Here is a 25,594-nt window from a genome sequence, read left to right on the forward strand (position 1 = left end):
GTCTAGTCTCCCACTTCCATGGGCTCGAAGGTCATGGTCACCGTCGTCCCTCCTTCGCCCGTATTGATCTCGAAGGATCCTCCCAGGCTGTCGATGCGTTCGCGAAGCCCCACCAAGCCGAGGCTGGCCGGCCGCACCTCGTTCGGGTCGAAGCCATCGCCGCGGTCGCTGACCTCGACATGAACATGACCATTGTGCGAGACCGCTCTTACGGCCTGCTGAATACCGCCGCCATGGCGATAGGCATTGTTCAAGGCTTCCTGCACGAAGCGATAAATGCAGATCTTTACAGCAGGAGCGAGTTCGGGGCCATCATCGTCGATGATTGTTTCGACGCGGGTTTCGGTCTTGTGCTGATGCGCTTCGACCACCCGGGTTACGATCTCGCTGATCGAGGACTTCTCGATTTGCGGCAGCACCAGTCCGCTGCAGATATTGCGGATCTCGGTCATCGCCTCGGCAAGGCTCGAGCGTATCCAAGCGAGTTCCTTTTCCCGCGCTTCGGGCAGGGTCGACGCGTTGATCAACATATCGCTGTCCAGCCGCAGTGAGGCATAGGCTATGTGCTGGGCCGGGCCGTCGTGCAGATCGGCGCCGATGCTGCGCAGATAGGTTTCGTTCAGCGCCGCCACGCGCTGGGAGGCGCGCTGCAGCCGCCGCTGCAGCCCGCGGTTTTCCGCCAGCAGCGCTGACAGATCGTTGACCCGTTCCTTGAGATCCTTGCGCTGCGCCTCTATCGTGCGGCTGACCCGGAACACCAGGACGGCGAGAACAAGGAAAAAGATTGCCGTCAGAGCGGCGACTGCGGCCCAGCTCCGGAGCCTGGCATGCGCCAGGCTGTCGCCCAATCCTTCCGCCGTCTCGTAGAATTCGATGACGGCGACCGCCTGTCCGGACCATGGCTGGAGCACGGGGTTGTAAATTTCCATCAGCGGTTTGCCGAGTGCGCGCTCCTTGTCGCTTTCCGGATCGTCGGCGATTTCGTAGCGGGCGACGAGAGATCCCGCGAAGGCTGTCTGGAGCTTGTCGCTGACCGCAAACCTCCTGCCCACCATCTCCTTCTCGTTCGAATAAAGGATGGTGCCGTCGTTTCGCCAGAGCTTGAAGGAAACGAGCCGCCTGCCGAGTGCCCCCTGACCGAGCGTCTCGTCCAGAGCCTGAGCGCTGCCTTCGTCCAGGAATGATGCCGTTTGCATGTCGGGGAGCAGCGGCGCGACAACGCTGTCGACATAGAGCGCCGTCGCGGCACCGGAATTGTGGATGACCGCCTCCTCGATGAGGTGGGTGACGAGAATGCCCACCAGGAACATGGCGGCAATCGAGATCAACCCACCCGCGATAAAGAACTGGGAGGCGAGTGAGCGGGCATTCCAGCGGCGAAGCCAATTCATTGTGATACCGGTAAGAGACTTGCCGACTAACCTATCGCTTCCTCAGAATTTTTCCAGACAGCGTCAGGGCACATCCCTGGTATCGAAGATTTCGGCGCCTCTTATGCTTTTGGTCAACTGCAGCGTATCGCCTGACATGGCCGCCCCGAAGACGTAGAGAAGCCCGGCCAGAACGACGACAAGGGCGATGACGCACAGGTTGCAGGCGTCATTGACGCGGGATCTGTTAGTCTGGGCCATATTTGGATCTCCTTCGGTATCCTTCGAAACGGAGCCGGTTCGGTGCGCGTTCCACGCCGGGGACTTCGGTCGGGGAGGATAGGGACCAAGGTCTTATCCCCGTGGACATCGGCGGAAGCCGTCATATTTCAGACCTGAGGGACTTAAGGGTGGAGGTTTGTGAGTGACGATTTCTGCCGACATCGAAAGCGGCGACAACGCTGTATTTGCCACGTCTCCCGCGCCATTCGATCAGGGCGTCGCCGAGCTTTACCAGGCCCTTCTGGTGCCGATCCTCTTCGCGCCCTATGCGGCGGAGATGGCCATCGCCGCCGACCGGTCGAAACCCGGCAGCGTTCTGGAGCTTGCTGCGGGGACAGGCGCCTTGACACGCGCGCTGCGCGCGACGCTCGATCCGCCGACGGAGATCGTCGCCACCGATCTCAGCCAGGCGATGATCGACATCGGTGCACCATCGGTGACGATGTCGCGGACTCACTGGATGCATGCCGATGCGCAGAACCTTCCCTTCGCCCCCGAAATGTTCGATCTCGTCATCTGCCAGTTCGGCGCAATGTTCTTTCCCGACAAGGTGAAGGCCTATGGCGAGGCTGAAAGAGTGCTGCGCGGCAAAGGCCGTTTTCTGTTTTCGACCTGGGATTCACTGTCGGCCAACAGCTTCGCAAGCTGCGTCGACGAATGTCTGGCAAACCTCTTCCCATCCGATCCGCCGGATTTTCTCAGGCGCTTGCCCTATTCCTATTTCGACCCCAGCCAGATCAAGGCCCAGATGTCGTCGGCAGGGTTTGAGGCCGTGACCTGCGACCGGCTCGAATTGACCTCCGTCGCGGCCACCGCGCATGACGTTGCGGTGGCCTTCTGCCGGGGCACGCGGCTGCGGGGAGAGATCGAATGGCGGGCGCCGGAGCGCGTGTCCGAAATCGTCGACGAGGTGGCCGGGCGGGTTGAAGCGCGGTACGGCGCTTGCCCCAGCGGCGGCATGAGCGCCTTGGTCGTCACCGGTCACGTTTCGTAGTCCTCGGCCGAGTGTCGGCGCATTAATCATACAATTCCTACAATCATCATCCGGTTTTATAATCATTCTTAATCGGAACATGCTTCACTCGTCCCAAGGCCGAGGGAATAGCATTCATGTCGATAATATTTCGAATTCTGATCGCAGCATTGATCGTGCTGCCGACAGCCGTCTTTGCTGCTGATGACTGGCGGGTCGTCAAGGCGACAGATCAAGTAAAATTTACGGTCGACAGGACGAACTGGCAGGGCTTGCGCGCCGGCGCGGTGGTTCCCAACCGGGCCTGGGTTTCCACCGGCCCGCGTGGGCGCCTTCAGCTTGCCAGGGGGGTGGAGAGCATCACCTTCCAGCCCAACACGCTTGCCGCCATCGCCACCAACGATTCCGCCACCATGAAGACACAGATCTTCCAGCAGGTCGGTTCGCTGGACCTTGAAATCGAGAAGCGAAGCCAACCGCATACGACGGTACAGACGCCCTACCTCGCGGCAGTGGTGAAAGGGACGATCTTTCATGTGACGGTCAACAGGGCGAAAGCATCCGTCGCCGTCGATCGTGGACTGGTCCAGGTGACCTCCTTCGCCAGCGGCCAGCGGTCGAACGTGGCGCCGGGGCAGAGCGCGACCGTCGACAAGACGGCCGGTATGACGGTGGCGGGCCGGCTATCCAAGCCCGAGATCACCTCGGTTGCAGCCTCGGTCGCCCAGATTCCGGCCGTGGGCACCACGAAACTCGCCGGTGCCACCGCAGAGACCAAGAGCAGTTCTTCGGCGACGAGCGAGAACACCAGTTCCAGAGCGAGCGAGGATGACAGCGCTAGCAACGGCAAGAGCAACGGCAATTCCGGCAGCAACAGCGGTAACGGCAACAGCGGCAGTAGCAACGGCAATTCCGGTGGCAACGGAAACGGAAACGGCGGCGGCAACGGCAACAGCAATTCCGGAGGAAACGGCAACAACGGCAATGGCAACGGCCATTCCGATGACAGCGGTAGCAATGGAAATGGCAATGGCAATTCCGGCGGCCACGGCAACAACGGCAATGGCAACGGCCATTCCCAAGACAGCGGTAACAATGGAAATGGCAATGGCAATTCCGGCGGCCACGGCAACAACGGCAAGGGTGACAACAACGGCGGCGGCAACGGCAACGGCAATTCCGGCGGAAAAGGCAAGGACAAGTGAGGGGTAGGGCCAAGGCGGCTGGGGATTATCTCTCCAACGGCATCAGCACGATCACGGTTCGGCTTGTGCTGATCGCCGTCATGCTGGTGCTGCCCGTGGCCAGCCTCGGCTTCGTGCAGGGGATCGACAACAGCCTTTTCGCCAAGCGCTTCGAATGGGCGCCTCGCACCGCCACCGGCAACATTGTCTTCGTTGCGATCGACAAGCATTCACTCGACGCTGTCGGGACATGGCCCTGGCCACGGAGCATCTACGCGACACTGCTCGACAAGCTGATTGCCTCAGGCGCCAAGGAAGTCTTTCTCGACGTCGATTTTAGCGCAACCTCCAGCCGTGAGGAGGACGAGCTTCTCGCAGCGGCGCTCGCGAGGTCCGGAGGAGGGGTTCTTCTGCCGGTGTTCCGGCAGCAGGAGACGGCGTCATCGTCTGAAACGGCGGTGACGAGGCCGATCCCGCAGTTCCTTGAGAATGCTTGGCCCGCATTCGCCAATGTCGCGTTGGATGCGGACGGGATCGTCCGGCGTTTCGATCTGGGAAGCCAACTCGATGGCAACCCCACCCAATCGGCCGCAGCAGCCCTGGGCAGGATCGACGGCAGTTCCGGTTCCCTGGCTGTGGACTATTCGATCAGGCCCGACACCGTCCCGACATTCTCGTTGTCCGGCGTGCTGAACGGGACCGTGCCGGCCGAGGCGATCAAAGACCGCTCGGTCGTGGTGGGAGCATCCGCGGCCGAGCTGAAGGACATTTTCGCCGTTCCCGTCTACGGCGCGATCGCCGGCCCGCTTATTCACGTGCTTGCCGCTGAAACGCTGCTTCAGAAGCGTTTCCTCCGGGTGTTCGATCAGGTTCCGCTGGAACTCTTGTTTGCCACCTTGCTGATCGTCGGCGTCATCCGCAGCCGTTCAACCGGGATTGTCACGATGATGGCGGTGGGACTGACCATCGTCGCCATCGGCGAGATCAGCGCATTCCTGCTGCAGTGGCGCTACGGGATCCTTGTCGCAACCGCAGTGCCGTGGTTGACGCTGCTGCTCGCATGGATGCTCGCTTTGAACGAACGTGTCGACCTTGGCCGAATGCTGGTCGCCATCGCCAATACCGAGGTCCGCAACACCAGGCGCCTGATGAGACGGATCATCGCCGACAGTTCGGACGGTGTCGTTGCATTCGATAGCGATCTGAGGATCGTCGAAGCGAGCGCATCCGCAAAGGCGGTGCTGCGAGCCGAGATCGGCGCCTCCCTTCTCACCAGCACCGACGCCGCCATCGTCGATGTCGTGCGAAGGCTGGTAGCGGAGCACGATGCCGAACCGGGCAAGGTGCACACGGCCCTTGTCGACTTCGCCGACAAGGGCTCGCAGGGCACGCATTACGAGGCATCCGTCACGATTTCGCCGATCGAACAGCCGCATGGGCATCCGGCCTCGGCGCGGTTTCGGTTTGCCGGTTGCCTGATCATACGGGACATCACCGCGCGGTATGATTATGAAGAGCGGTTGAAGGCGCTGTCCGAGCTGGACGACCTGACCGGGCTGCTCAATCGCCGGGAATTTGCCTCCCGTCTGGCAACCCTTGAGGGCGGCACCCTCGTCTCGGTGCTGGATATCGAACGTTTCTCCTCGCTTTGCGCCACGCTTGGGCGCGACGTCGGCGACGAACTCCTGAAGGCCGTGGCGGTGAGACTCGGCAATGCATTCGCCGGCAATTTGCTGGCGAGGCTCGACCGCGACCATTTCGGCATCGCCACCCCGGCGGTCGATGCACAGGCGATCGAGGGTTTTGCAAAGGGTCTGTTGGACCTGTTCGAGGCGCCTCTACAGCTCCGCGGTTCGGCTGTGCCGATCTCGGTTCACGTCGGAATAGCCAGCTCGGAAGATGCCGCCGCCGGCGCGCTCCTGAACGCCGCAGAATCCGCGCTCGATGCTGCGAAGACCATGGCAGGCCGGCAATGGTCTTCTTTCGATCCTTCCACGGCCGTTCGCCAGGCCCGGTCGCGCCGGCTGGAGCGGGATATGCGCGATGCCCTCCGGGATCGGCAGTTCTTCCTGCTGTTCCAGCCACAGATCGAATTTGCAAGCGGGCGCCTGTTAGGCGCGGAAGCCCTGATCCGCTGGAACCATCCCGAGTTCGGTTTGATATCTCCCGCCGAGTTCATCCCGATCGCGGAATCCTCCGGCTTGATCTGCGAGATCGGCCGCTGGACGCTGTTCGAGGCCTGCACCGAAGCGGCCGCCTGGCCCGGTGAACTCGGCGTCGCCGTCAACGTCTCGGCCCTTCAGTTCGAGCAGTCCGACATCGAGGCCGATGTGAGGGAGGCATTGTCAAACAGCGGGCTTCCTTCTTCCCGCCTCTGCCTCGAGCTGACGGAATCCGCCTTCCTCGGCCAAGGCGGACTCGTGATCGAAAAGATGCGCGCACTTCGCGAAACGGGGGGCGTCATCGCCTTGGACGATTTCGGCACCGGCTATTCCTCGATGAGCTACCTTGCCGATCTTCCTCTCGACAAGCTCAAGATCGACCAGTCCTTCGTCCGGCGAATGAAGGGAAATCCGACCATGCTGGAGATCGTGCGGGCGATCATTTCGCTGGCGCATGGTTTGAAACTGCAGGTCGTCGCCGAAGGCGTCGAAACCGAAACGGAGGCCGAAGCACTGCAACGGCTCGGATGCGAGACGGGGCAGGGCTATCTGTTCGGCAGGCCGGACGAGGCTCTTCGCATGCTTTCCAACTGGAGTGTCCGGAAACGTCTATCGGCCTGACGGCTCGCCGGGTTTGCGCTGAGGGGCCGTGGGTCCGACGGAACGTTCGTGGATTGCCCGGATGACGTGCTTTTCGATCTCGAAACAGGTTTCGTCATATTCTTGCACCCGCTTCGGATCGAAGTGCTGCTTGCGAACGCAGTCGCGCGCTTCGATCGCCATCTGGTAGGCCTCGAAGAGCTGGAGTTGCCACGGGTCGCGCGCTTCCATGATCAGCTTCCGCATCTCAGGCAGACGCATCGCCAGGCGCCTGCGCCCCGCCTCCCTGCGGTTGGATCGTGCCATCTCCTTCAGTCTCCTGCCGATACCGGGAACGACCGGTTCCTTTCGATCAGAAAGTAGCGCCGGCGACCGACATTGACATGGATCTCGGACCAAAGGCCGGGATCGATCGGACTGAGGTCCTAGGCGTGGAACGACCCCGTCTCCAACAGGTTGGTTTGGCAGCGGTCACCAGGGCCGCTTCAAAACAGAAGGAGGAAAATATGCTCTCCAAGCTTATCGTCTGTGCGGCAACTGCCGCGACCCTCATGTCAGGCGTGGCATTCGCCCAGTCATCGACCGTCAATGGCGCGGCCGGCGGCGCAGTCGCGGGCGCGATTGTCGGTGGCCCGGTTGGCGCTGCTGTCGGCGGTGTTGCCGGCGCCGTCGTCGGCACCGCGATCGATCCGCCGCCGCAAAAGGTGGTCACCTATGTCCGCGAGGCTCCGGCACCTTCGGCGCGCGTGGTCGTAAAGGAGAAGGTTGTCGTCGGGCAGCCGCTGCCGGAAACGGTCGTGGTAACGCCAATCCCGGATGATCCGACCTATGCCTACGCGGTGGTCAACGATGAACGTGTCATCGTCGAACCGTCGTCCCGCAAGGTAATCCAGGTCATCAAGTGACCTGATGCCCAACGCGGCCCTCTGCCGCGTCTTACTTCACAAATCATCGTTTAGATCAGCCGCACGATGGACGGCAGCGTCGTCGTGCGGCCAAAATCAGTGAGATTGTTATGAAGAGCAAGACACTCGCCGTTTTGATGACGGCACTCTCGATCGGCGTTTCTCCGGTCGGCATGATGTCCGCCTCGGCGCAGGATGCGCCCATCCTTCCCAAGAAGGGTGCCGCGCAGAGCGGCCAGTCCAGCGACGGTGCGGCCCAGCAGCCGGATGCGGGCGGTGCTGCTTCGGGCGGCGCAGACGCATCGACCAGCCAGAAGACGCAGCAGCCTTCGGGCTCCGATGGAAGCTCGTCGGGTGCATCCTCGGGAACCACTGAGCCTGGTGCCAAGACTCAGTCCGGCGCCAAGACGCAATCCGGAAACTCGGACAGTTCGACGACGCAGAAGTCGGGGCAGTCCGCGACGGAAGGCCAGAAGCCTGCCGGCAGCAAAGAAGGGACGTCGACCGGCACCTCGAACAGTTCTGGCGAAACACCAAAATCCGGCGATGCCGCGACGTCCTCCGGCGGCTCGACCGAAACCCAGTCGAACAGCAAGACGAACGTCGAGAACAACAATACCTCGGTCGACGCCAACGCCAAAAACGCCACCAAGACCGAGACGAACAACACGACAAACGTCAACATCTCGGTCGAGCAGCAGACGGAAATCCGGACTGTCGTGAAGGAGGTTCATGTTGAGCCGGTGCGGGACGTGGACTTCACGGTCTCGGTGGGCACGACCATTCCGAAGAAGATCAGGCTGGAGCCACTGCCGCCGCGGATCGTGGAGATCGTTCCGCAATACAAGGCCTATCGTTTCTTCATCCTCGCCGACGGCCGGATCGTCATCGTCGATCCTTCCGCGTTCACGATCGTCTACATCATCACGGCATAGCAGCCGGCGCCCGGCGGCCTTGCGCCGCCGGGACGAGGAGAGGAACATGATCTATTCCGAACAGAAATCCACTGGTCTGGCCCTGCCGCTCGTCGCCATTCTGCTGGCGATCGCCGGTATCCTCGCCGTGCTTGTCGCCACCGGCGGCCGGCACGGCGACACGGCCGGCCGCGTCTGGGTTCCACAGGCGCAACAGCAGGGGGCGGGGCAATGAACGGCCTCGCCTCCGTCGCCTTCGGCATCGTCAGCTCGGTGTGTGCCTGCATAGCAGCAACATCCGTTGCCTCGCACGTCGTGGCGGATACCGAAACCCAGGCCTTGCAAGATGTTGCAGAGCCGGATCTCTGGACGACGGGGCCGGTCAAAATCGATCCTCGGCAGCAGCGTTATCAGCGGATCGCGCCCCTCTATTCCAGCTATGTCACTGAGGCGCCGGCTATGATGACGGCAAGGGCGAAGCCGCAACCGGCTGGCCCGTCAACCGAACGCCTGGCACCGCAACCGCAATTTCCGCCCGAACATCTCGCCTGGTGCGCACAGCGTTACCGCTCCTTCGATCCTGCGACCAACAGCTATCGATCCTACAGCGGGGAGATCCGCGCCTGCTCTTCGCCGCACCAGCCGGATGTCGCCGCGGCCGACGAAGGCGGGGGCATAAAAGTGAACCCGCAGGCGGCGGCCTGGTGCGCCGCTCGCTACAGGTCGTATCGGCCTGAGGACAATACATATCAGCCGTGGGACGGCCCGCGGCGCAGCTGCGACGCGCCGGTCATCGTGGCGGCGAGCAATTGATCACCGCCACGCCGCGCCAATGTCGGACCAAAGTCCGTGTTTCAAACGCTACGGTTGTGATATCGGTTGTATTGAGGGGTGGAGATCAGGGGATGGCGACGACGCTTGTAACGGAAATCCAGAGGGCGCAGGCAAGGCTCCGGTTCCTGAGCAGGGCGGACCGAGGCGCCCTTATCGTCCGTATTCTGCGCGAGCTGCAGACGCATCGGCACGAGGTTCTCGGCCATGTGCCGGCCGATCGCTGCGTCTGGATCGACAGGCTCATTGCCTCCGTTTCCTCGACGATAGCGGAGATCATCGGCATGCCCGACGCCGAATTCAATCGCGTCTTGAGCGAATTCGAAAAGCTGATGGCGACGCTGCATGATATCTCGCATGACGAAACGCGATTGAAGACAATTCACTGAAGAGGAATTGCCGGCGGTTATCCTGTTCTTCCGCGTGCAAACTGGGCGCTATCGGCCGCCCCACCGGAAACCGATCCCTTCGCGCAAGCGTTCTCCTTCCATGAGCGAAACGAAATCCCCGACCAATCGTGACGAGGTGTTGTCCAGCGATGACGCCCCCAAGCCGGGCGCCGACGTTTCCTTTCCTTACGACAGAATGACCGTCGAGCAGTTCCGAAAGCGTTTCCCCCGTGCCCGGTGGAGCGACGTTCGCAAGGCCTGGTTCGTTCCCGGACGCACGGCGCCCCGCCGCATCGGGAAATGGCTTGCCGAGCTGGAGGCCGAAGCCGACGCCCATGCCGATGCGAAGGGACGCGACGCCTTCGTCTTCGAGCCGATCGACAGTCCCTATCTTCAACTCGGCAAGGCAGGCTTTCGAATCCGCACGCCATACTCGAAAACCGTTGTCGATGAACTGCGTGAAGTGCCGTTTTCCCGATGGGACGGCGATCTCAGGCTATGGCACGTTCCCTTCCGATCCTATGAGGACCTCAGACACAGATGGCCCGCTATCGAAGCGGCAGCGCGCCGAAACGAGCCGGAGGAGAGACGGCGCCGCGCCGAGGAGCGAAAGGGGACCGAACAGGAGATGCGCAGCAGGCTGCGCTCGGCGGAACGAAAGCGTCATCGCTACCCGCTTGCCGGCGACGATCTGCCGCCGATCGGCAGACCGGTCGCCGTCTCCTATGGCATTGTCGTCTTTACCGAGATCACCGGCGAACTGGCCGAGCCGGGTATCGTGGCGGACTTCTACCCCAGCGTGACCGAGGATCACGTCTGGGGATATTGGCGGGCGCCGACACTCGAAGAACTTGTCCGCACATGGCCTGCGAAAACCCCTCCGGCTGAGGACGCCACGTGGTGGCTGCCGACGATCGAGGAACTGAGGCCGGCGCGCCGCGCCGCAAGATCGCGAGAAGCCAAAAGCTCTGCGAAGATGCCGTGATCTGGACCATGGAACAAGTTCCGGCGTCGGCCATTTTGTCGTCTATGAAAACAGCCCTGCCGATGTCGCTGCTCGCTCTAATCGTCTCCGTTGGCGATGCCGCCGCGGTGGACCTCAAACCCGATGCAATCAACGCCGCTTCGATTGCTTCAATCAAAGCAGAAAAGCGCTCGTCCGAAGATCCTGACCCGGCAATCGTCCGCCTTCAGGTCCTGCTCGACCGTGCCGGCGCGTCTCCCGGCGTCATCGACGGGCTCGCCGGCGAGAACGTCAGCAAGGCGGTGGCCGGTTTCGAGGCGATGAACGGGCTTCCTGTCGATGGCAGGCCGGATGCCGAGGTGGTGTCCCGCCTGGAAGGCGATGCCACGATCGTCGAAAGCTATGTCGTTTCGGCCGACGATGCCAAGGGCCTCGTCGACAAGATACCCGAGGATTATGGCGAGAAGGCCAAGATGCAGAGCTTGGGATATACCAGCGTTGCCGAAAAGCTCTCCGAGCGGTTTCACATGGGCATCGATCTCGTCAACGCGCTCAACCCGGCTTCGCCGTTTGCTCCAGGCGATACGGTGTGGGTGGTGAACCCCGGCCCCCCAAGGGAAGGCAAGGTCAAGAGGATCGAGGCTGACAGGAAGACGGGGCAGGTTCTGGCCTATGCCGAGGACGGAGCGCTGCTGGCCGTCTATCCCGCGACGATCGGCAGTAAAGACAATCCGTCGCCCTCGGGAAAACACAAGGTCAAGGGCGTCGCCAGGATGCCGGTCTATCGCTATGACCCGGAGCTGAACTTCAAGCAGGGAAAGAACGACAAGGTCCTGACCATTCCGAAAGGGCCGAATGGCCCGGTCGGCACCGTCTGGATCGACCTGACCGAGCCGACCTATGGCATCCATGGCACGCCGGAGCCGAAGCTCATCGACAAGGTCGGCTCGCATGGCTGCGTGCGCCTGACGAACTGGGACGCCGAAGAGCTGGCCGGCATGGTCAAGCTGGGCGTCCTGGTCGATTTCGTCGATCGCAGTCCCGCCGCTCCGAAGTGAGACGCGGCATTTCGAACACCGACCGTTTCCCGTCGGGTAGCGGTTACGAGGCCTTGGCTTCGAAAGCCGGGGCGAAATCACCCAGCGATTTCGCCTTGAGGATCATGCCGCCGATATCTTGCTCCACGATCGCTTCCAGATCGGCAAAGCTGTCGATGACATAGTAGATCGGCTGGAGGATATCGATGCGGTAGGGGGTCCTGAGAACGCTCATCAGATCGAACGGCCGGAATTCGCACGCCGTGCCTTCGGTTGCCGCCTTGGCTTCGCTCGGCGACGAGACGATGCCGGCGCCGAAGCAGCGGCGGCCTTGCGGCGTGTTGATCAGGCCGAATTCGACGGTGAACCAGAATATCCGGAACAGATGCCAGGAATAGCCTTTGCCGAGGCGGGCGGCGGCTTCGCCGAAATGCCTGACGAAATTGGCATAGCTCTGGTTGGTCAGGAGCGGGCAGTGGCCGAAGACCTCGTGGAACAGGTCCGGCTCCTCGATATAGTCGATATGCTCGCGGCGGCGCAGGAAGGTTGCCAGCGGGAATTTGCCTTGCGACAGAAGCTCGTAAAAGCGCGAGGGCGGGATCAGCGCCGGCACGCCTTCGACGCCGAAGCCGGTAGTTTCGTGCAGGCGTCTGTCCACATCGAGAAGCTGAGGCACTTTCTCCGGCTTGAGCCCCAGCAGATCGACGCCATCCAGGTATTCCTGGCAGGCCGTGCCGGCCAATATCTTCATCTGACGCCGGTAGAGTTCGCCCCAGATCGCATCTTCCTCGGGGCTGTAGTCGTAGAGGCCGTCCGGGCCGGGCAGTTTCGCGGTGTAGCTGCTTTCTTTGGTCATCGGCACTGATCCTCCCAGGAATGGCGCTATGTCTGCGATTATGCTCCGGGGCCGGCGGATTTTCTTTTCTTTTGTGCCGCTTCTCGCCATAGTGATGAAAAATATTCTCGATCAAAGGGGCGAAAATGAAAGAAACTGGGAACTTTCGACGCACCCTTCTGCAACTCATCCAGGCCGACGGCAGCCTTTCACTGGCAGATTTGGCTGAGAAGGCCGGCATGTCGCAAAGCTCGGCCTGGCGGAAGATCCAGGAACTGGAAGCCGACGGCGTCATCCGCAAGCGCGTGACGCTGCTCGACCCCGGCAAACTCGACCTCAAGCTCTGCGTGATCGCCCATGTCACGCTGGAGGATCATCACGAAGAGGCGGTCGCCTCTTTCGCGTCGGTGGTGCTGGAGCGGCCGGAGATCATGGAGTGCTACGCCTTGTCGGGCGCTTTCGATTACATGCTGAAGATCCGGGCGCGGGACGTGGAAAGCTACGAAGCCTTCATGACCCGTTATCTCATGCGCAACCCGCATGTGCGCACCGTGGTATCGAGCTTCGTGTTGCGCGAGCTCAAATTCTCGACCGAACTGCCGCTTTGACGCTTGTGGCCAAGCAAGTCTCCGGTCGGTGACGATTGAGGGTCATCGCGCGCTGTCGCCGTGCCAGCTGCCCGGCATGCGCACCGGAAAGCCTTCGAAGGTCTTCAGCGTGTCGAGCACGATCGAGGTCTTCACGTGCTGCACAGACTCGTGCGGCAACAGAACGTCGTTCACGAATTTGGAGAGGTCGGCGAGCCCGCGGGTGGCCACCTTCAGATGGTAGTCCATTTCGCCGGTCAAAGCATAGGCTTCGAGAACCTCCGGCAGTCCGTTGATCAGTTGGGAGAAACGCTGGGCATTGTCTCTGTTGTGGGTCGCAAGCGTCACCGAAATGACCACCAGCATATCCAGACCCAGCTTTTCCCGGTCGAGATAGGCCCGGTAGCTGCGGATATAGCCCTCGGCCTCCAGCCGTGTGCGCCGGCGCGAGCATTGTGAGGGTGAAAGCGCGATCCGATCGCCCAGCTCGTTATTCGTCAGCCTGCCATCCTTTTGCAGCTCTTGCAGCAGGCGCAAATCCAATTTGTCGATCTGTTCATCCATTGCGTAAAATCTCCAAAACACTCACGAACCGTGCATAATATCTTCCGCAAGCATGAAGAATGCAAGGATATTGCACGCGTTTTGGGTCACACTTTGCGCAGTTAAACTCCATCTCGTCAGGAGGAGAAAATGGGTCCTTTCCCGCATGATGCGCCGCCATCCGAAATCACCGCCGACAACCCGGCCGGCACCGACGGCTTCGAATTCGTCGAGTTCGCGCATCCAGAACCCGAGAAGCTCAGCGAACTCTTCACACGCATGGGCTATGTTGCCGTTGCCAGGCACAAGACGAAAGACATCACCGTCTGGCGCCAGGGCGACATCAACTATGTCGTCAATGCCGAGCCCGGCAGCCATGCCGCCCGCTTTTTCGAGCAACATGGTCCCTGCGCCGCATCGATGGCCTGGCGTGTCGTCGACGCCAAATACGCTTTCGACCATGCGGTGTCGAAAGGCGCCGTTGCCTATGAGGGTGATGACAAGATGCTCGACGTCCCGGCCATTGTCGGCATCGGCGGCTCGCTGCTCTATTTCGTCGAGACTTATGGCGCCAAGGGGTCGGCCTACGATGCCGAGTTCGATTGGCTTGGTGAGCGCAATCCGCGTCCTGAGGGGATCGGCTTCTATTATCTCGACCATCTCACGCACAATGTCTTCCGCGGCAATATGGACAAGTGGTGGGATTTCTACCGCGAGCTGTTCAATTTCAAGCAGATCCACTTCTTCGATATTGACGGCCGCATCACCGGTCTGGTCAGCCGCGCCATCACCTCGCCCTGCGGCAAGATCCGCATTCCGCTGAATGAATCGAAGGACGACACCAGTCAGATCGAGGAATATCTGAAGAAGTACCGGGGCGAGGGCATCCAGCACATCGCCGTCGGCACCGAGGATATTTACGGGGCCACCGACCGGCTTGCCGACAACGGCCTGCGCTTCATGCCGGGTCCTCCGGAGACCTATTACGACATGTCCTATGAACGGGTGAACGGCCATAGCGAACCGATCGAGCGCATGAAGAAGCATGGCATCCTCATCGACGGCGAAGGCGTGGTGAATGGCGGCATGACGAAAATCCTGCTGCAGATCTTCTCCAAAACCGTGATCGGCCCGATCTTCTTCGAATTCATCCAGCGCAAGGGCGACGAGGGTTTCGGCGAAGGCAACTTCAGGGCGCTGTTCGAGTCGATCGAGGCCGATCAGATCAAGCGTGGTGCCATCGGGACGGCTGCGGAGTAAACTCTCTCGCACGTCTGAAACGACGCGCGGCGCAGCGAGAGTGATGGGAGGAGTTGAGCATGGACCAGACATCGATCCAGACGTCCGGCGGTGAAGCCGCGGCGACGGACACACTGAAATATATGCCGGGTTTCGGCAACGACTTCGAAACCGAGTCGCTTCCCGGCGCTTTGCCGCAAGGCCAGAACAGCCCGCAGAAATGCAATTACGGCCTCTATGCCGAGCAGCTGTCCGGCTCGCCGTTCACCGCCCCGCGCGGCACGAACGAAAGATCCTGGCTTTACCGCATCCGCCCGAGCGTGCGCCACACCCGCCGCTTCTCCAACGCTTCCTATCCGCTCTGGAAGACCGCACCCTGCCTCGATGAACATTCGCTGCCGCTCGGCCAGCTTCGCTGGGGTCCGATCCCGGCGCCCACCGAAAGACTGAATTTTCTGGAAGGGGTACGGACGATCACGACGGCAGGCGATGCCGTGACCCAAGTCGGCATGTCGGCCCATGCCTATGTGTTCAATGAGGACATGATCGACGATTACTTCTTCAACGCCGATGGCGAACTGCTGATCGTGCCGCAGCTCGGCGCCCTCAGGGTGTTCACCGAAATGGGCATCATGGATGTGGAGCCGCTGGAAATATGCCTCATCCCCCGCGGCATGATGTTCAAGGTCCTCAGGATCGGCGAGCAGCCGGTCTGGCGCGGTTACATCTGTGAGAACTACGGCGCCAAATTCACGCTGCCGGAACGTGGCCCGATCGGCGCCAATTGCCTGGCGAATCCGCGCGATTTCAAGACGCCTGTCGCCGCCTACGAGGACAAGGAGAAGCCTTGCCGCGTTCATGTGAAATGGTGCGGCAAATTCTATGTCACCGAGATCGGCCATTCGCCGCTCGATGTCGTGGCCTGGCACGGCAATTATGCCCCGTTCAAATACGATCTCAGGACATTTTCTCCGGTCGGCGCCATTCTCTTCGATCATCCCGATCCGTCGATCTTTTCGGTGCTGACCGCCCCGACCGAAGATGCCGGCACGGCGAATGTCGACTTCGTGATCTTTCCGCCGCGCTGGCTGGTCGCCGAGCATTCATTCCGTCCGCCCTGGTATCACCGCAACATCATGAGCGAGTTCATGGGCCTGATCCATGGCCAGTACGATGCCAAGGAGGAGGGCTTCGTGCCCGGCGGCATCAGCCTGCACAATATGATGCTGCCGCACGGGCCGGATGCGCTCGCATTCGAAAAGGCAGCCAATGCCGAGCTCAAACCGGTGAAGCTCGATCACACCATGGCCTTCATGTTCGAGACCCGATACCCGCAGCAACTGACGAAATACGCCGCCGAGCTGGAAACGCTGCAGGAGGATTACCTCGAATGCTGGGACGGGTTGGAACGCAAGTTCGACGGAACCCCGGGTATCAAGTGATAGCATCGGAATTGGAAAATGAAACTTGCGACCTTGAAGGACTCGACCAGGGACGGCCGCCTCGTCGTCGTGTCCCGCGACCTGACCCGCTGCTCCGAAGTCGGCCATATCGCCCGCACGCTGCAGGCAGCCCTCGACGACTGGGAGCATGTGGCGCCGAGACTCCGGCTGATTGCCGAAGGCATCGAGACCGGCGCCCAGCCGGCGCTCCGTTTTCACGAGCATGACGTTACGTCACCTTTGCCGCGGGCCTATCAATGGGCCGATGGTTCCGCTTACGTCAACCATGTCGAATTGGTGCGCAAGGCCCGCGGCGCCGAGATGCCGGCAAGCTTCTGGACCGACCCGCTGATGTACCAGGGCGGCTCGGATGTCTTCCTCGCGCCGCGCGATCCGATCGTCGCGGCCGACGAGGCCTATGGCATCGATATGGAGGGCGAGGTCGCCGTCATCACCGGTGACGTCGCCATGGGGGCAAGCCCTGAGACCGCCCGCGACGCCATCCGCCTGGTGATGCTCGTCAACGACGTGTCGCTGCGCGGCCTGATCCCCGACGAGCTGGCCAAGGGGTTCGGTTTCTTCCAGTCCAAGCCGGCCTCGGCCTTTTCGCCGGTTGCAGTGACGCCGGACGAGCTCGGCGACGCCTGGGATGGCGGCACGCTGCATCTGCCGCTGCTGGTGAACTTGAACGGCAAGCCCTTCGGCAAGGCCAATGCCGGCATCGACATGACGTTCGATTTCGGCCAGCTGATCGCCCATGCCGCCAAAACCCGCAGTCTCGCGGCCGGAACGATTATCGGCTCGGGAACGGTGTCCAACAAGCGGGACGGCGGCCCGGGCCGGCCGGTCGAAGACGGTGGCGACGGCTACTCCTGCATCGCCGAAATCCGGATGATCGAGACGATCGAAACCGGCGCGCCGAAAACGCCCTTCATGCGGTTCGGCGATCAGGTCCGCATCGAGATGAAGGACCGCGCCGGCCATTCGATCTTCGGGGCGATCGAGCAGACCGTCGAACGCTACGGGGGAGAGGCAGCACAATGAGCGAGGTCGTTCTTTACGACTACTGGAGATCGTCGGCGAGCTATCGTATCCGCATCGCGCTCAACCTGCTGGAGATCGACTACAGGACCGTACCGGTCAATCTACTGGAGGCAGCCCATAGGAAGCCGGACTATCTCACGCTCAACCCGCAGGGGCTGGTGCCGACACTGGTGATCGACGGAAAAGCTCTCACCCAGTCGCTGGCCATCATCGAATATCTGGCCGAGTTGCGGCCGGAAGGTGGATTGCTGCCCGGAGACAGCGCCGGCCGCCAGCATGTCCGCGCGCTGGCCTATGCGGTCGCCATGGACATCCATCCGATCTGCAATATGCATGTTGCGACGCATCTCATGGCCATGACCGACAAGGCCGACGCCCGCGAGGAGTGGATGCAGCATTTCATCGCCGACGGACTTGGCAAACTGGAGGCGATGATCGCTGGCGCCGATGGAACCTTCAGCTTCGGCAAGACACCGACGATGGCTGACCTCTGCCTTGTCCCGCAAGTCTACAACGCCCGTCGCTGGGGCGTTGATCTCACGCATCTCAAACGCATCTTCGATATCGACGCCCGGTGCGCCGAACTACCGGCCTTCCAGGCGGCGCATCCCGACCGCGTAAAGCCGTGACGTCACCGCCCGGGTACAACCCATCAGGCCGAGGCCCGGCGATTGGACGGAGAGACTACGCGTCCCGCCACGAAGGGAACGTCGCAGCCTGGCCCAGCCGCTTGCCCGTTTCATCGATAAGCTGCCAGACGGTCACGTTCTCGATCCAGAAACGGCGCCCGGATTTTGCGATCCTGACGCCGCGGCCATTCTCGACAAAACCATCGCGGGTCACGCTATCCAGCAGCCGCTGACGCTCGGCGCGGTCAGGCTGCTCGGCCGAAAGCCGCGACGGCAAGGAAGTGAATTCGTCCCAGCCATATTCGAAGCAGTTCTGCGCCGTGCGGTTCGCGTAGATGAAGCGTGGATCGGGCAGTGTATTGTGCGCGAGGACCACAAAAGGCGCATCGTGGTAAAGCCAGCCCGGCCCCTGTCCGTCCTCGGCAAGACGACGGCCGACGATGCGCCCGTAGCTTCCGGTCAGCAGGGAAAAGAAATCGGGATCGCTGGTCAGGTCGAGAGCGTGATTGTCATAGATAGAAGTCACGAACTGCCTCGCTGGTCAAATGCTTCGGTGCAGGCGGCATAGCTGAGCGCACAAATCCGGAGACGAGCAACTGCGGGGCCAGCTTGCCTGAAGCAGATGCGGTCAGCTGCGGTGACTGTGGCAGGGCGAAGACGTTCAGCAGCCGTCCAGCGCCGTGATTTTCGAAAGCAACGTCTTGCCGAATGCGTAGGTGGTCTGGACATCGGCGCGCCCCTGGCAGCGGCGGCCGTCGTTGGTGACATATTCGTAGGAAACCCGGACGTTATCATTGCCGCGCAGCGCCGTTCCGGTGAGTTTGAGCGGCTGCGACATCGCGCCGAAGAAGACATGGATCGACGCTTCGTTGAAGGGGCCTTTGCCGCGCTTTTCCGGAATGACCAGAGCCGAGGCGGTTTCACCATCGGCGACCGCGAGTGCGGAGTAGAACGCCGTCACCGTGCCCATCGGATCATACGGCAACGTCTTACCTTCCTCGGACGTCGCATTCGCCGCGTCCAGTTGAACCGTCTCGTAGGCAATGCCCACGCCCTGCGCCTTGTCAGGGGTTAGCCATTCGATGCCTTCAGGCGGCGCCGATGTTACGAAAGCGACGGCGGTGTCGGACAATCCGAGCTGGTTGAGGTAGGCTCCGACAAGCGCGTTCGCGACGCCGCTCTCGCTGGCCTTGCCGTCAATCACGCGATAGGCGGCATGGAAGCCGAGATTGGATGTGGCCTCAAGCATGCGCGGCGTACCGGCAAGCCAGGTGAGGGCGCAAGCTGAAGCGCACAAGGTCCCCGGCGGGACCGCGGTGGCAAAGTTTCGAAGGCGGATGGCGCGCCCGATCTCAATGCCGGCTTTGAGATCCCCGCCCTCGCTGTTTAGAAAAACCAGCGCCTTATTGGGGGCCGCGGCGACGTTTCTGAAGAGGATTTCGTCACCTTCGTTCAGGACGCCGGTGACGGAGATCAGGTCGGTGTCACCCTCCAACGGCTCGCGCGTGATCTCCGCTGCAGACAGAGGAAACGCGCATAGAAACAGCAAGCCAGCAACAGTGTACCGCATCGATTCCCCCGCCTTTGCGAGGGTTATTGAACATTGCGAGGAATGTTTTGCAAGACTGATCGTGCAGTCCTCCAGAGAGGTTCGGCCGGCGGATCGAAGTGAAAGATGAGACCAGACGCCAATCTCTGGCAATCCGCTATGACATTCCTTCGCGCCGGTCTCGATCTGATACAAATGTCATCATCCTTCTTAACGTGATAGGACAGAGCATGTCAGAAGGGGAGCATCCCGAGGAAAACAGCGTCTTGTCTGGATCCGACGAACCCGAGAAGCCGGCCGAGCGCTACCGGCTCGGCCTTTGCCTTTCGGGCGGCGGCTATCGGGCCATGCTCTTCCATGCGGGATCGCTGGCGAGGCTGAACGGGGCCGGCCTTCTGGCGAAGCTCGATATGATCTCGTCGGTCTCGGGCGGATCGATCGCCTCCGGCCTGCTCGCCTATGTATGGCCGCGGCTGGTCTTTGAGAATGACGTCGCCGTCAACTTCAAGACGGAATATGTCGATCCCATTCTGGCCTTCAGCCAGGTCTTTGCGGATGGGCCGAGTTTCCTGAAGGGCGTGTTCAATCCCTTATCGAGTGCGGCGGAGGAAGCCGCCAAACTCTACGAGCGTCATCTCTTCGATGGAAAATCGCCAAGCCTGAAAGACCTGCCTGAAACGCCCTGGTTCGTCTTCTGCGCCAGCAATCTCAGCACCGGTTCGCTCTTCCGGATGTCCAACCGCTATATCGCGGATTACCGGATCGGCGTGTCATTTCATCCGGCACTTCCGCTCGCGACCGCGGTTGCCGCGTCGGCGGCATTCCCGCCCGTGCTGTCCCCGCTGCGATTGGATCTGTCGCAGTTTTCCTGGAAGAGGGAAAAACTCGACGACACCGTCGGCGAACCCGTTGCTCCCGGCAGGGCAATCCTCAGCGATGACGGCGTTTACGACAATCACGGCATCGAGCCGGCGCTGAAACGCTGCGACTGCCTGCTCGTCAGCGATGCCGGCGCGCCCTGGCGTTCCTCCACCCGCGGATATTGGAACTATCTGAGCCAGCTCAAGCGCGTTCTCGATACCACCGACAATCAGGTGAGGTCGTTGCGGCGGCGAGACCTGATCGGCGGCTTCAAGGCGGCAAAACAGGCTGATATGCTCGGCCTCGACCCTCCCTCGAAATCGGCTTTGCGCGCGAGAACGCATGGCGTCTACTGGTCGATCGACAGCAAGGATGCCGAACTCGAACCCTATGCATCCTACACGCTGCCGCCGTCGTCGGTCGTTCCCTCTGACGTCGGCACCTATCTTCATTTCCTCGGCGCAAGGGAAACGGAGGTTCTGACGAATTGGGGTCATTATGTCTGCGACGCGATGCTCAATCGCTTCTATCCATCGCCACTGACGCCATCGCCCGGCCCGCCATTGGCGGCGGGGACGGTGAAGCCCTCCTGGGCGGCGAGCGCCAGCAAACGCCTGTTCGGCTTCCTGCCGTTCTAAACCGCCATCTGCGCTGCAGACCCACGCATTGAGCGCATCGACGACGTAGCTCGCCATCATCAGATCGAGATGCGCGCCGCGTGGGGACAGGTTGCCCCATCCACTAAGCGACAGGCGGCATGAAAGCCGATATTGAACTCGGGCTGAAGAAACCTAGCCGAGCCGGTAAGCCATGTGGGGGCGCGAGCTGACGCGTATCAAGTCCCCCCGCGGGGTCGCCGTTGGCAGAGCCGCGAAGGCGAATAACGCGTCCCATCTCAATCCTTGCTTTGAGATCCCGCCCTCGCTGTGAGGGAATGCGCATAGAAATGGCTCCTGCGGCTCAATGCCTCACGCGATTGACGCGTTTAGACGCCCTCGGTACGCATGCTCATAAGCAACAGGAGACCGATGATGCGAACTTTGGCTGCGGCATTTTCCGCTCTGGTAATTCCGACACTGGCGGGTTGTACGACGACTTCGGGTGGCATTACCACGGAGAACAGGAGCCTTACTGCGGTTAGCGCTGAGAGGACGCGACTGGGGCAGACTTGGCACCTCAAAGCCGATTGCTCACAATCGACCCGGCCGAACGTTCGAACACTCTCTCCGCCAGCTCATGGTAAGCTCGAAATCGTTCCGGAAGAGATAGTTGCGAATTCGAAAAAGTTTCCCAAATGCGCTGGTGTGAAAGCCCCAGGCATGATTGTTTACTACACTTCTGCAGCCGGATACATCGGCCCTGACAAGGCAACTTACAGGGAGTCTTATGGAGACGGTGTTGTTCGCGACGTGATTTTCGGCCTCAACGTAGTCAAGTAGACGGCGTGGCATTTCATCAGCTCTCGTTGCGGCGCCATGTTGAACCGCAACACCCGCCCAAAGATCATGCCGTTCTGGGTGACGGCGTTTGCGAGTTCTAAATTTTGGTCTGCTAAATGCCTGACGCCCCACTGATTGATGGGTTCATTGCCTGGGGAACGAGGCTTGCAGCAACTCCGTCCTCAAGCTTGAGCATCGATGTTGAAGTTTGCACGCCCACGTCGAATCCAGCCGCCAAAATCGACTTTGAAAGCAGCGAACTTTTCGGGCGCATTACATTGTGGTCCGACGGGAATTTCTATGCCGAGGCAATTGACGCAGCAACATCAGCGACAATCCTTTCCCTTCACGGTCACGCAGCGGCGAGCGCCACCTTCGGCGAGGAATTCAGCGATATTTTGAAACTGTTCGCAATTCATTGAACGTCCACGCCATGCCGATGGCCATTAATAGGTTCACAGCCTAAACCGCCATCTGCGCTGCAGATCTACGCATTGACCGCATCGACGACGTAGCTCGCCATCATCAGATCGAGATGGGCGCCGCCGCCATTCTTGAAGATCGTGATCTGGTCGTCGGACTGGCGGCTTGTCGTGCCCGCTGCCACGAGATCGTAGAGATCTCCCCTGATATGCGAGCGGTCGATGGCGCCGGACGCAATCGGCTGCGTGATCTCGCCGATCTGGTCCATCACCGTCTCCATGAAATCCACATAAACGAGCCCGGCGGCGATCAGCGTGTCATCCGCCTCGCGCATATCGGGCGTGAAGGCGCCGATCAGATCGACATGCGTGCCGCGGCGGACCCATTCGCCCCGAAGGATCGGGGAACGGGCCATGGTCGCAGCCGAAACGATATCGGCTGTCCGAACCGCGTCCGCCACATCGGCAGCCGTGACTTCGGCGCGCAGATCGCCGAGCGTGGCGGCCAGCGTCTCGGCTTGTTCCGGACGGCGCGACCAGATCGAGATGCGCTCGATATCAGGAAAGGCGGCGTCATAGGCCCGCGCCAGAGTGCCAGCGACGGCGCCGGCCCCCAGGACGACCAGATGGCGGCTGCCGGCGCGCGCCAGGCATTGCGCGCCGAGAAGGGAATCGGCCGCCGTCTTGTAATGCGTGACCAGCGGCTATCGATGACCGCCCGGACGGCCCCGCAATCGGGATCGAACAGCAGAACCGCCCCCTGAACCGAGGGCAGTCCTTTTCGGGCATTGCCGGGAAAGACGCTGTCTGCCTTCACCGCAAAGCCGAGACCTTCAATCCGGGCGGCGCGGTTCAGAAGCCTTGCTTCGTCCGAGCCGAGCAGCAGGTCTCCCTGTTCGGGCCGGGGCCGCTGGTGGCCGCGCCGCAAGGCGTCGACCGCGCCGGGCCAGCTCAGCTTCGATACGCTTGCTTCATAGGTCAGCAGAGCAGGGAGCATGGCGTGGCCTCCATCAGGAAAAGCTGGCCACGGGCGCGCCGAGCAGCGACCGGTCGACCGTGATGCCAAGACCGGGGCCGGCCGGGGCGGCACCCCGGCCATTGCGGCTGCGCGGCTGATAGCCGGCCACATGCTCGTTCGTCCAATCGTTGAAGAAGGAGGTGTGCATCAGATTTTCCGGGAAGGCGCTGGCTGCGACATGCGACACCGCTGCCGCCGTCACATCGCCGCCCCAGACGTCCTCGATGCAGAAATGCATGCCGAGATCCTGCGCCGCGTTTCGCATGGCAACCGCAGGAGTAATGCCGCCGAGACGGCCCAGCTTGATGTTGACCGCAGCCGCGCTCACCTCATATTTGGCGCGATAAAGATCGGCATGGGTGAGGACCGCTTCATCCAGGACGATCGGCAGCCCGCTAATCCTGCGCAGCATGGCGCAATCGGCGATATCCCGGCAGGGCTGCTCGACATAGAGGTTCGTATCCTCAAGCGCGCGCATGGCGACCTGGGCTTCGAGCAGCGTATATCCGGCATTCGCGTCGACGAAGAAGAAGATGTCGGGGAAGGCTTTGACGATGGCGCGGGCGCGGGCGGCGTCCTTCACCGGATCGTCGCCGATCTTGATCTGGTAGCGCATGATGCCCTCAGCGCTGCGCTTGCTGACATAGTCGAGGCTTTCCTCGGTCGAGGACAGCGGAACGGCCTCGAAGATCGGCAGCTCGGTGCTGAGCACGCCGCCGATCAGCGCCGAGATCGGCAGATCGACGGATTTGCCGAAAATATCCCAGCAGGCGACGTCGAAGGCGTTCTTGGCATTGGCTTGCCCCATCAGGACACTGGACATCAGCCGCTGCAGATGTGTGCTTCTGCGCGGATCTTGCCCGATCAGCAGCGGCGCGAGCTCGCGCAGCGCCGCACGCGTGCTGCCGGCAAAGACCGGCAGGTAATTGCCGGAAAGCGTCGCGGCCTCGCCCCAGCCTTCGATGCCGCTGTCGGTGATGACGCGCACGAGATTGGACGGCTGCTGTTTTGCCGACCGGCCCTTGGACATTACATAGGTCCCATGGGAATAGGTCAGGTCGTATTCGTAAAGCTCGATGGCCGAAATCTTCATGGCTGTCATCATCCCTGCTGAACGTCGCTCCCTGCTTGAAGCAGCGCGACTTGGTTGCTGCATGAGCCACGATTTCATGAGCGCGGACTTGCGACAAACCAGTTTTCGGCGATAGAAGGGTCAGAAAATCTAGGCCTCAACCCCATGTCCATTTCGCCGCCATTCGACAGATTGCCCTCGCTGAACGCGCTGCGCGCCTTCGAGGCCGCCGCCCGGCTGGGCAGCTTTCGCCGCGCCGCCGATGAGCTGATGGTGACTCCGGGCGCCGTGGCCGCGCAGATCAAGGCGCTGGAGGCCGAATTCGGCGCCGAACTGTTTCACCGCCAGGCGAGGGGTGTCAGCCTGACCGCCCTTGGGCAGCGCGTCGCTCCCCGCTTCAGCGCCGCCTTCGATGCGCTTGGCGGGGCGGTGCGCGAGCTGCGGCGTCACGCGGCCCCGCGCAAAGTCCATATCGTCACCTCGCCGGCGCTCGCCCAGCTGTGGCTGGCGCCGCGCCTGTTGCATCTGCGCGCCGCGCTGCGCGACGTGGACATTTCGGTGACCGCGCTCGAAGAGCCGCCTGATCTCAAGCGCACGCCTTTCGATCTGTGTCTGTTTTATGCCGAGCCCGGCCCGGACAAGATCACCTTGTGGGATGAACAGCTGCTGCCGGTCTGCATCCCTGGATTGGCCGCAGCGCTTGCCGATCCCGCCGATCTTGCGACGGTCAACTGCATCTCCGATGTGGTCTGGCAGGACTGGCGGATCTGGGCCGCTTCCGCCATGCCCGACAGCCCGGTGATCCCGACCGGGCCCGGCTTCTCGCTCTACGCGGTTGCCGTGCAGGAAGCTTTATCAGGCGCCGGCGTTCTGATGGGACGGCAATCGCTGGTGCAACCTCATCTGAACAGCGGCGCCCTCGTCGCCCCCTTCGACCGCCCCGTGCCGCTCGGCCTTTCGATCACGGCCTGGATGCTGCCGGAAAGCAGCAACGACAGAGCTGTTATCGCCGTCGCCAACGGACTGCGCCAGATCGCCGACGTCCAGTTCCCGTGAAAACCTTAAACCGCTGCGCCGGCACGTCTGGTGCTATGTGTAAGTCCTGTAATCGTCATATGTCGAAACCCCGTTCGGCAACAACATCAACAATCACACGCTAAGCCGGAAGGTGGAGCCATAACACCGCTTACCTAGGAATGGCACAAATGTGATGCCAACTCCCGGAGGTATGACGAGTAAGCAGCGCTGGTCCGCAGGCTAGGCGCGGCAATTACCTAGGCGAGACGGTCATACCGGTGACTGC

Annotated in this window: 27 protein-coding genes; 18 read left to right on the forward strand and 9 right to left on the reverse strand. The window is 61.6% G+C overall.

What is annotated here, in order from left to right:
* Positions 1-2: 2 nt before the first annotated feature.
* Together AMK05_RS08950 and AMK05_RS35160 are read right to left on the reverse strand one after the other, a co-directional pair.
* Positions 3-1,391: a sensor histidine kinase gene (locus tag AMK05_RS08950; RefSeq protein WP_064838146.1), complete on the reverse strand. Its 1,389-nt coding sequence runs from the start codon at positions 1,389-1,391 to the stop codon at positions 3-5.
* 63 nt (positions 1,392-1,454) lie between these two features.
* On the reverse strand, positions 1,455-1,631 hold the full coding sequence (locus AMK05_RS35160) for a hypothetical protein (protein WP_171899763.1): 177 nt from the start codon (positions 1,629-1,631) through the stop codon (positions 1,455-1,457).
* 163 nt (positions 1,632-1,794) lie between these two features.
* Here AMK05_RS35160 and AMK05_RS08955 point away from each other — a divergent pair, with 163 nt between their 5' ends.
* The 3 genes from AMK05_RS08955 (at position 1,795) to AMK05_RS08965 (ending at position 6,592) form a co-directional block, all read left to right on the forward strand.
* On the forward strand, positions 1,795-2,646 hold the full coding sequence (locus AMK05_RS08955; protein ID WP_064838147.1) for a class I SAM-dependent methyltransferase: 852 nt from the start codon (positions 1,795-1,797) through the stop codon (positions 2,644-2,646).
* Between the two features lie 116 nt (positions 2,647-2,762).
* Positions 2,763-3,830: a FecR domain-containing protein gene (locus tag AMK05_RS08960; RefSeq protein ID WP_064838148.1), complete on the forward strand. Its 1,068-nt coding sequence runs from the start codon at positions 2,763-2,765 to the stop codon at positions 3,828-3,830.
* Positions 3,827-6,592, forward strand: a complete 2,766-nt coding sequence (locus AMK05_RS08965; protein ID WP_064838149.1) for an EAL domain-containing protein — start codon at positions 3,827-3,829, stop codon at positions 6,590-6,592. The genes AMK05_RS08960 and AMK05_RS08965 overlap by 4 nt, the downstream gene beginning before the upstream one ends.
* On the opposite strand, the gene AMK05_RS08970 is transcribed toward AMK05_RS08965, so the two are convergent.
* Positions 6,581-6,877, reverse strand: coding sequence for a hypothetical protein (locus AMK05_RS08970; RefSeq protein WP_064838150.1), 297 nt, complete (start codon positions 6,875-6,877; stop codon positions 6,581-6,583). The two genes, AMK05_RS08965 and AMK05_RS08970, sit on opposite strands and share 12 nt — an antisense overlap.
* A 200-nt stretch (positions 6,878-7,077) precedes the next feature.
* On the opposite strand from AMK05_RS08970, the gene AMK05_RS08975 reads away from it, so the two are divergent.
* From AMK05_RS08975 to AMK05_RS09000, 7 genes are all read left to right on the forward strand, one after another.
* The gene (locus tag AMK05_RS08975; RefSeq protein WP_064838151.1) at positions 7,078-7,476 is read left to right on the forward strand and encodes a DUF1236 domain-containing protein; all 399 of its coding nucleotides are present in this window, start codon (positions 7,078-7,080) and stop codon (positions 7,474-7,476) included.
* A 110-nt stretch (positions 7,477-7,586) separates the two neighbouring features.
* Positions 7,587-8,411: a DUF1236 domain-containing protein gene (locus tag AMK05_RS08980; RefSeq protein ID WP_064838152.1), complete on the forward strand. Its 825-nt coding sequence runs from the start codon at positions 7,587-7,589 to the stop codon at positions 8,409-8,411.
* Between the two features lie 46 nt (positions 8,412-8,457).
* A complete protein-coding gene (locus AMK05_RS35165; RefSeq protein ID WP_190237338.1) occupies positions 8,458-8,625 on the forward strand; it encodes a hypothetical protein in 168 nt (55 codons plus the stop codon).
* On the forward strand, positions 8,622-9,203 hold the full coding sequence (locus AMK05_RS08985) for a BA14K family protein (RefSeq protein ID WP_064838153.1): 582 nt from the start codon (positions 8,622-8,624) through the stop codon (positions 9,201-9,203). The genes AMK05_RS35165 and AMK05_RS08985 overlap by 4 nt, the downstream gene beginning before the upstream one ends.
* A 92-nt stretch (positions 9,204-9,295) precedes the next feature.
* A complete protein-coding gene (locus AMK05_RS08990; RefSeq protein ID WP_064838154.1) occupies positions 9,296-9,610 on the forward strand; it encodes a hypothetical protein in 315 nt (104 codons plus the stop codon).
* 100 nt (positions 9,611-9,710) lie between these two features.
* Positions 9,711-10,595, forward strand: a complete 885-nt coding sequence (locus AMK05_RS08995; protein ID WP_064838155.1) for a hypothetical protein — start codon at positions 9,711-9,713, stop codon at positions 10,593-10,595.
* Between the two features lie 44 nt (positions 10,596-10,639).
* On the forward strand, positions 10,640-11,632 hold the full coding sequence (locus tag AMK05_RS09000) for a L,D-transpeptidase family protein (protein WP_064838156.1): 993 nt from the start codon (positions 10,640-10,642) through the stop codon (positions 11,630-11,632).
* A 43-nt stretch (positions 11,633-11,675) separates the two neighbouring features.
* Here the strand turns inward: AMK05_RS09000 and AMK05_RS09005 are convergent, their stop codons facing one another.
* A complete protein-coding gene (locus tag AMK05_RS09005) occupies positions 11,676-12,467 on the reverse strand; it encodes a phenylalanine 4-monooxygenase (RefSeq protein WP_064838157.1) in 792 nt (263 codons plus the stop codon).
* A gap of 125 nt (positions 12,468-12,592) precedes the next feature.
* Between AMK05_RS09005 and AMK05_RS09010 the strand changes: the two genes are divergently transcribed.
* Complete coding sequence (locus AMK05_RS09010) at positions 12,593-13,054, forward strand: Lrp/AsnC family transcriptional regulator (protein ID WP_064838158.1); 462 nt, start codon at positions 12,593-12,595, stop codon at positions 13,052-13,054.
* A 42-nt stretch (positions 13,055-13,096) separates the two neighbouring features.
* Here AMK05_RS09010 and AMK05_RS09015 read toward each other — a convergent pair whose 3' ends face one another.
* A complete protein-coding gene (locus AMK05_RS09015; RefSeq protein ID WP_049733185.1) occupies positions 13,097-13,597 on the reverse strand; it encodes an Lrp/AsnC family transcriptional regulator in 501 nt (166 codons plus the stop codon).
* Between the two features lie 129 nt (positions 13,598-13,726).
* Here AMK05_RS09015 and hppD point away from each other — a divergent pair, with 129 nt between their 5' ends.
* Genes hppD through maiA form a run of 4 tightly spaced genes read left to right on the forward strand, consistent with a single transcriptional unit; the run spans position 13,727 to position 17,930 of the window.
* Entirely contained in the window at positions 13,727-14,836 is a 1,110-nt protein-coding gene (gene hppD, locus AMK05_RS09020; protein WP_064838159.1) for a 4-hydroxyphenylpyruvate dioxygenase, read from the forward strand.
* A gap of 59 nt (positions 14,837-14,895) precedes the next feature.
* Positions 14,896-16,257 carry a homogentisate 1,2-dioxygenase gene (gene hmgA / locus AMK05_RS09025; RefSeq protein ID WP_064838160.1) on the forward strand — a complete coding sequence of 454 codons (1,362 nt, stop codon included), beginning with the start codon at positions 14,896-14,898 and terminating at the stop codon, positions 16,255-16,257.
* A gap of 18 nt (positions 16,258-16,275) precedes the next feature.
* Positions 16,276-17,301 (forward strand): fumarylacetoacetate hydrolase family protein, encoded by a 1,026-nt coding sequence (locus AMK05_RS09030; RefSeq protein ID WP_064838161.1) that lies wholly within the window; start codon positions 16,276-16,278, stop codon positions 17,299-17,301.
* Positions 17,298-17,930: a maleylacetoacetate isomerase gene (gene maiA, locus AMK05_RS09035; RefSeq protein WP_064838162.1), complete on the forward strand. Its 633-nt coding sequence runs from the start codon at positions 17,298-17,300 to the stop codon at positions 17,928-17,930. Before AMK05_RS09030 ends, maiA begins: the two co-directional genes overlap by 4 nt.
* A gap of 55 nt (positions 17,931-17,985) precedes the next feature.
* On the opposite strand, the gene AMK05_RS09040 is transcribed toward maiA, so the two are convergent.
* Positions 17,986-18,456, reverse strand: a complete 471-nt coding sequence (locus AMK05_RS09040) for an MEKHLA domain-containing protein (RefSeq protein ID WP_064838163.1) — start codon at positions 18,454-18,456, stop codon at positions 17,986-17,988.
* A gap of 135 nt (positions 18,457-18,591) precedes the next feature.
* On the reverse strand, positions 18,592-19,674 hold the full coding sequence (locus tag AMK05_RS09045) for a hypothetical protein (protein ID WP_237352198.1): 1,083 nt from the start codon (positions 19,672-19,674) through the stop codon (positions 18,592-18,594).
* A gap of 35 nt (positions 19,675-19,709) precedes the next feature.
* Between AMK05_RS09045 and AMK05_RS09050 the strand changes: the two genes are divergently transcribed.
* Both AMK05_RS09050 and AMK05_RS09060 read left to right on the forward strand, forming a co-directional pair.
* A complete protein-coding gene (locus AMK05_RS09050; RefSeq protein ID WP_064838165.1) occupies positions 19,710-20,978 on the forward strand; it encodes a patatin-like phospholipase family protein in 1,269 nt (422 codons plus the stop codon).
* A gap of 917 nt (positions 20,979-21,895) precedes the next feature.
* A complete protein-coding gene (locus tag AMK05_RS09060) occupies positions 21,896-22,201 on the forward strand; it encodes an immunity protein TriTu family protein (RefSeq protein ID WP_143535823.1) in 306 nt (101 codons plus the stop codon).
* 65 nt (positions 22,202-22,266) lie between these two features.
* Here AMK05_RS09060 and AMK05_RS35500 read toward each other — a convergent pair whose 3' ends face one another.
* Positions 22,267-22,902 carry an ornithine cyclodeaminase family protein gene (locus AMK05_RS35500; RefSeq protein WP_335725711.1) on the reverse strand — a complete coding sequence of 212 codons (636 nt, stop codon included), beginning with the start codon at positions 22,900-22,902 and terminating at the stop codon, positions 22,267-22,269.
* A gap of 309 nt (positions 22,903-23,211) precedes the next feature.
* Entirely contained in the window at positions 23,212-24,312 is a 1,101-nt protein-coding gene (locus tag AMK05_RS09070; RefSeq protein ID WP_064838167.1) for a mandelate racemase/muconate lactonizing enzyme family protein, read from the reverse strand.
* A gap of 144 nt (positions 24,313-24,456) precedes the next feature.
* Here AMK05_RS09070 and AMK05_RS09075 point away from each other — a divergent pair, with 144 nt between their 5' ends.
* Positions 24,457-25,347: a LysR family transcriptional regulator gene (locus AMK05_RS09075; protein WP_064838168.1), complete on the forward strand. Its 891-nt coding sequence runs from the start codon at positions 24,457-24,459 to the stop codon at positions 25,345-25,347.
* The last annotated feature ends 247 nt before the right edge of the window (positions 25,348-25,594 follow it).

Source organism: Rhizobium sp. N324, assembly GCF_001664485.1.
Lineage (GTDB): Bacteria > Pseudomonadota > Alphaproteobacteria > Rhizobiales > Rhizobiaceae > Rhizobium.

Bases quoted from the DNA above. Each gene is read 5' to 3' on its own strand.
- AMK05_RS08950 (WP_064838146.1), bottom strand. From the start codon at position 1,391: ATGAATTGGCTTCGCCGCTGGAATGCCCGCTCACTCGCCTCCCAGTTC.
- AMK05_RS35160 (WP_171899763.1), bottom strand. From the start codon at position 1,631: ATGGCCCAGACTAACAGATCCCGCGTCAATGACGCCTGCAACCTGTGC.
- AMK05_RS08960 (WP_064838148.1), top strand. From the start codon at position 2,763: ATGTCGATAATATTTCGAATTCTGATCGCAGCATTGATCGTGCTGCCG.
- AMK05_RS08970 (WP_064838150.1), bottom strand. From the start codon at position 6,877: ATGGCACGATCCAACCGCAGGGAGGCGGGGCGCAGGCGCCTGGCGATG.
- AMK05_RS08975 (WP_064838151.1), top strand. From the start codon at position 7,078: ATGCTCTCCAAGCTTATCGTCTGTGCGGCAACTGCCGCGACCCTCATG.
- AMK05_RS08980 (WP_064838152.1), top strand. From the start codon at position 7,587: ATGAAGAGCAAGACACTCGCCGTTTTGATGACGGCACTCTCGATCGGC.
- AMK05_RS35165 (WP_190237338.1), top strand. From the start codon at position 8,458: ATGATCTATTCCGAACAGAAATCCACTGGTCTGGCCCTGCCGCTCGTC.
- AMK05_RS08985 (WP_064838153.1), top strand. From the start codon at position 8,622: ATGAACGGCCTCGCCTCCGTCGCCTTCGGCATCGTCAGCTCGGTGTGT.
- AMK05_RS08990 (WP_064838154.1), top strand. From the start codon at position 9,296: ATGGCGACGACGCTTGTAACGGAAATCCAGAGGGCGCAGGCAAGGCTC.
- AMK05_RS08995 (WP_064838155.1), top strand. From the start codon at position 9,711: ATGAGCGAAACGAAATCCCCGACCAATCGTGACGAGGTGTTGTCCAGC.
- AMK05_RS09000 (WP_064838156.1), top strand. From the start codon at position 10,640: ATGAAAACAGCCCTGCCGATGTCGCTGCTCGCTCTAATCGTCTCCGTT.
- AMK05_RS09005 (WP_064838157.1), bottom strand. From the start codon at position 12,467: ATGACCAAAGAAAGCAGCTACACCGCGAAACTGCCCGGCCCGGACGGC.
- AMK05_RS09010 (WP_064838158.1), top strand. From the start codon at position 12,593: ATGAAAGAAACTGGGAACTTTCGACGCACCCTTCTGCAACTCATCCAG.
- AMK05_RS09015 (WP_049733185.1), bottom strand. From the start codon at position 13,597: ATGGATGAACAGATCGACAAATTGGATTTGCGCCTGCTGCAAGAGCTG.
- hppD (WP_064838159.1), top strand. From the start codon at position 13,727: ATGGGTCCTTTCCCGCATGATGCGCCGCCATCCGAAATCACCGCCGAC.
- hmgA (WP_064838160.1), top strand. From the start codon at position 14,896: ATGGACCAGACATCGATCCAGACGTCCGGCGGTGAAGCCGCGGCGACG.
- AMK05_RS09030 (WP_064838161.1), top strand. From the start codon at position 16,276: ATGAAACTTGCGACCTTGAAGGACTCGACCAGGGACGGCCGCCTCGTC.
- maiA (WP_064838162.1), top strand. From the start codon at position 17,298: ATGAGCGAGGTCGTTCTTTACGACTACTGGAGATCGTCGGCGAGCTAT.
- AMK05_RS09050 (WP_064838165.1), top strand. From the start codon at position 19,710: ATGTCAGAAGGGGAGCATCCCGAGGAAAACAGCGTCTTGTCTGGATCC.
- AMK05_RS09060 (WP_143535823.1), top strand. From the start codon at position 21,896: ATGCCTGACGCCCCACTGATTGATGGGTTCATTGCCTGGGGAACGAGG.
- AMK05_RS09070 (WP_064838167.1), bottom strand. From the start codon at position 24,312: ATGAAGATTTCGGCCATCGAGCTTTACGAATACGACCTGACCTATTCC.
- AMK05_RS09075 (WP_064838168.1), top strand. From the start codon at position 24,457: ATGTCCATTTCGCCGCCATTCGACAGATTGCCCTCGCTGAACGCGCTG.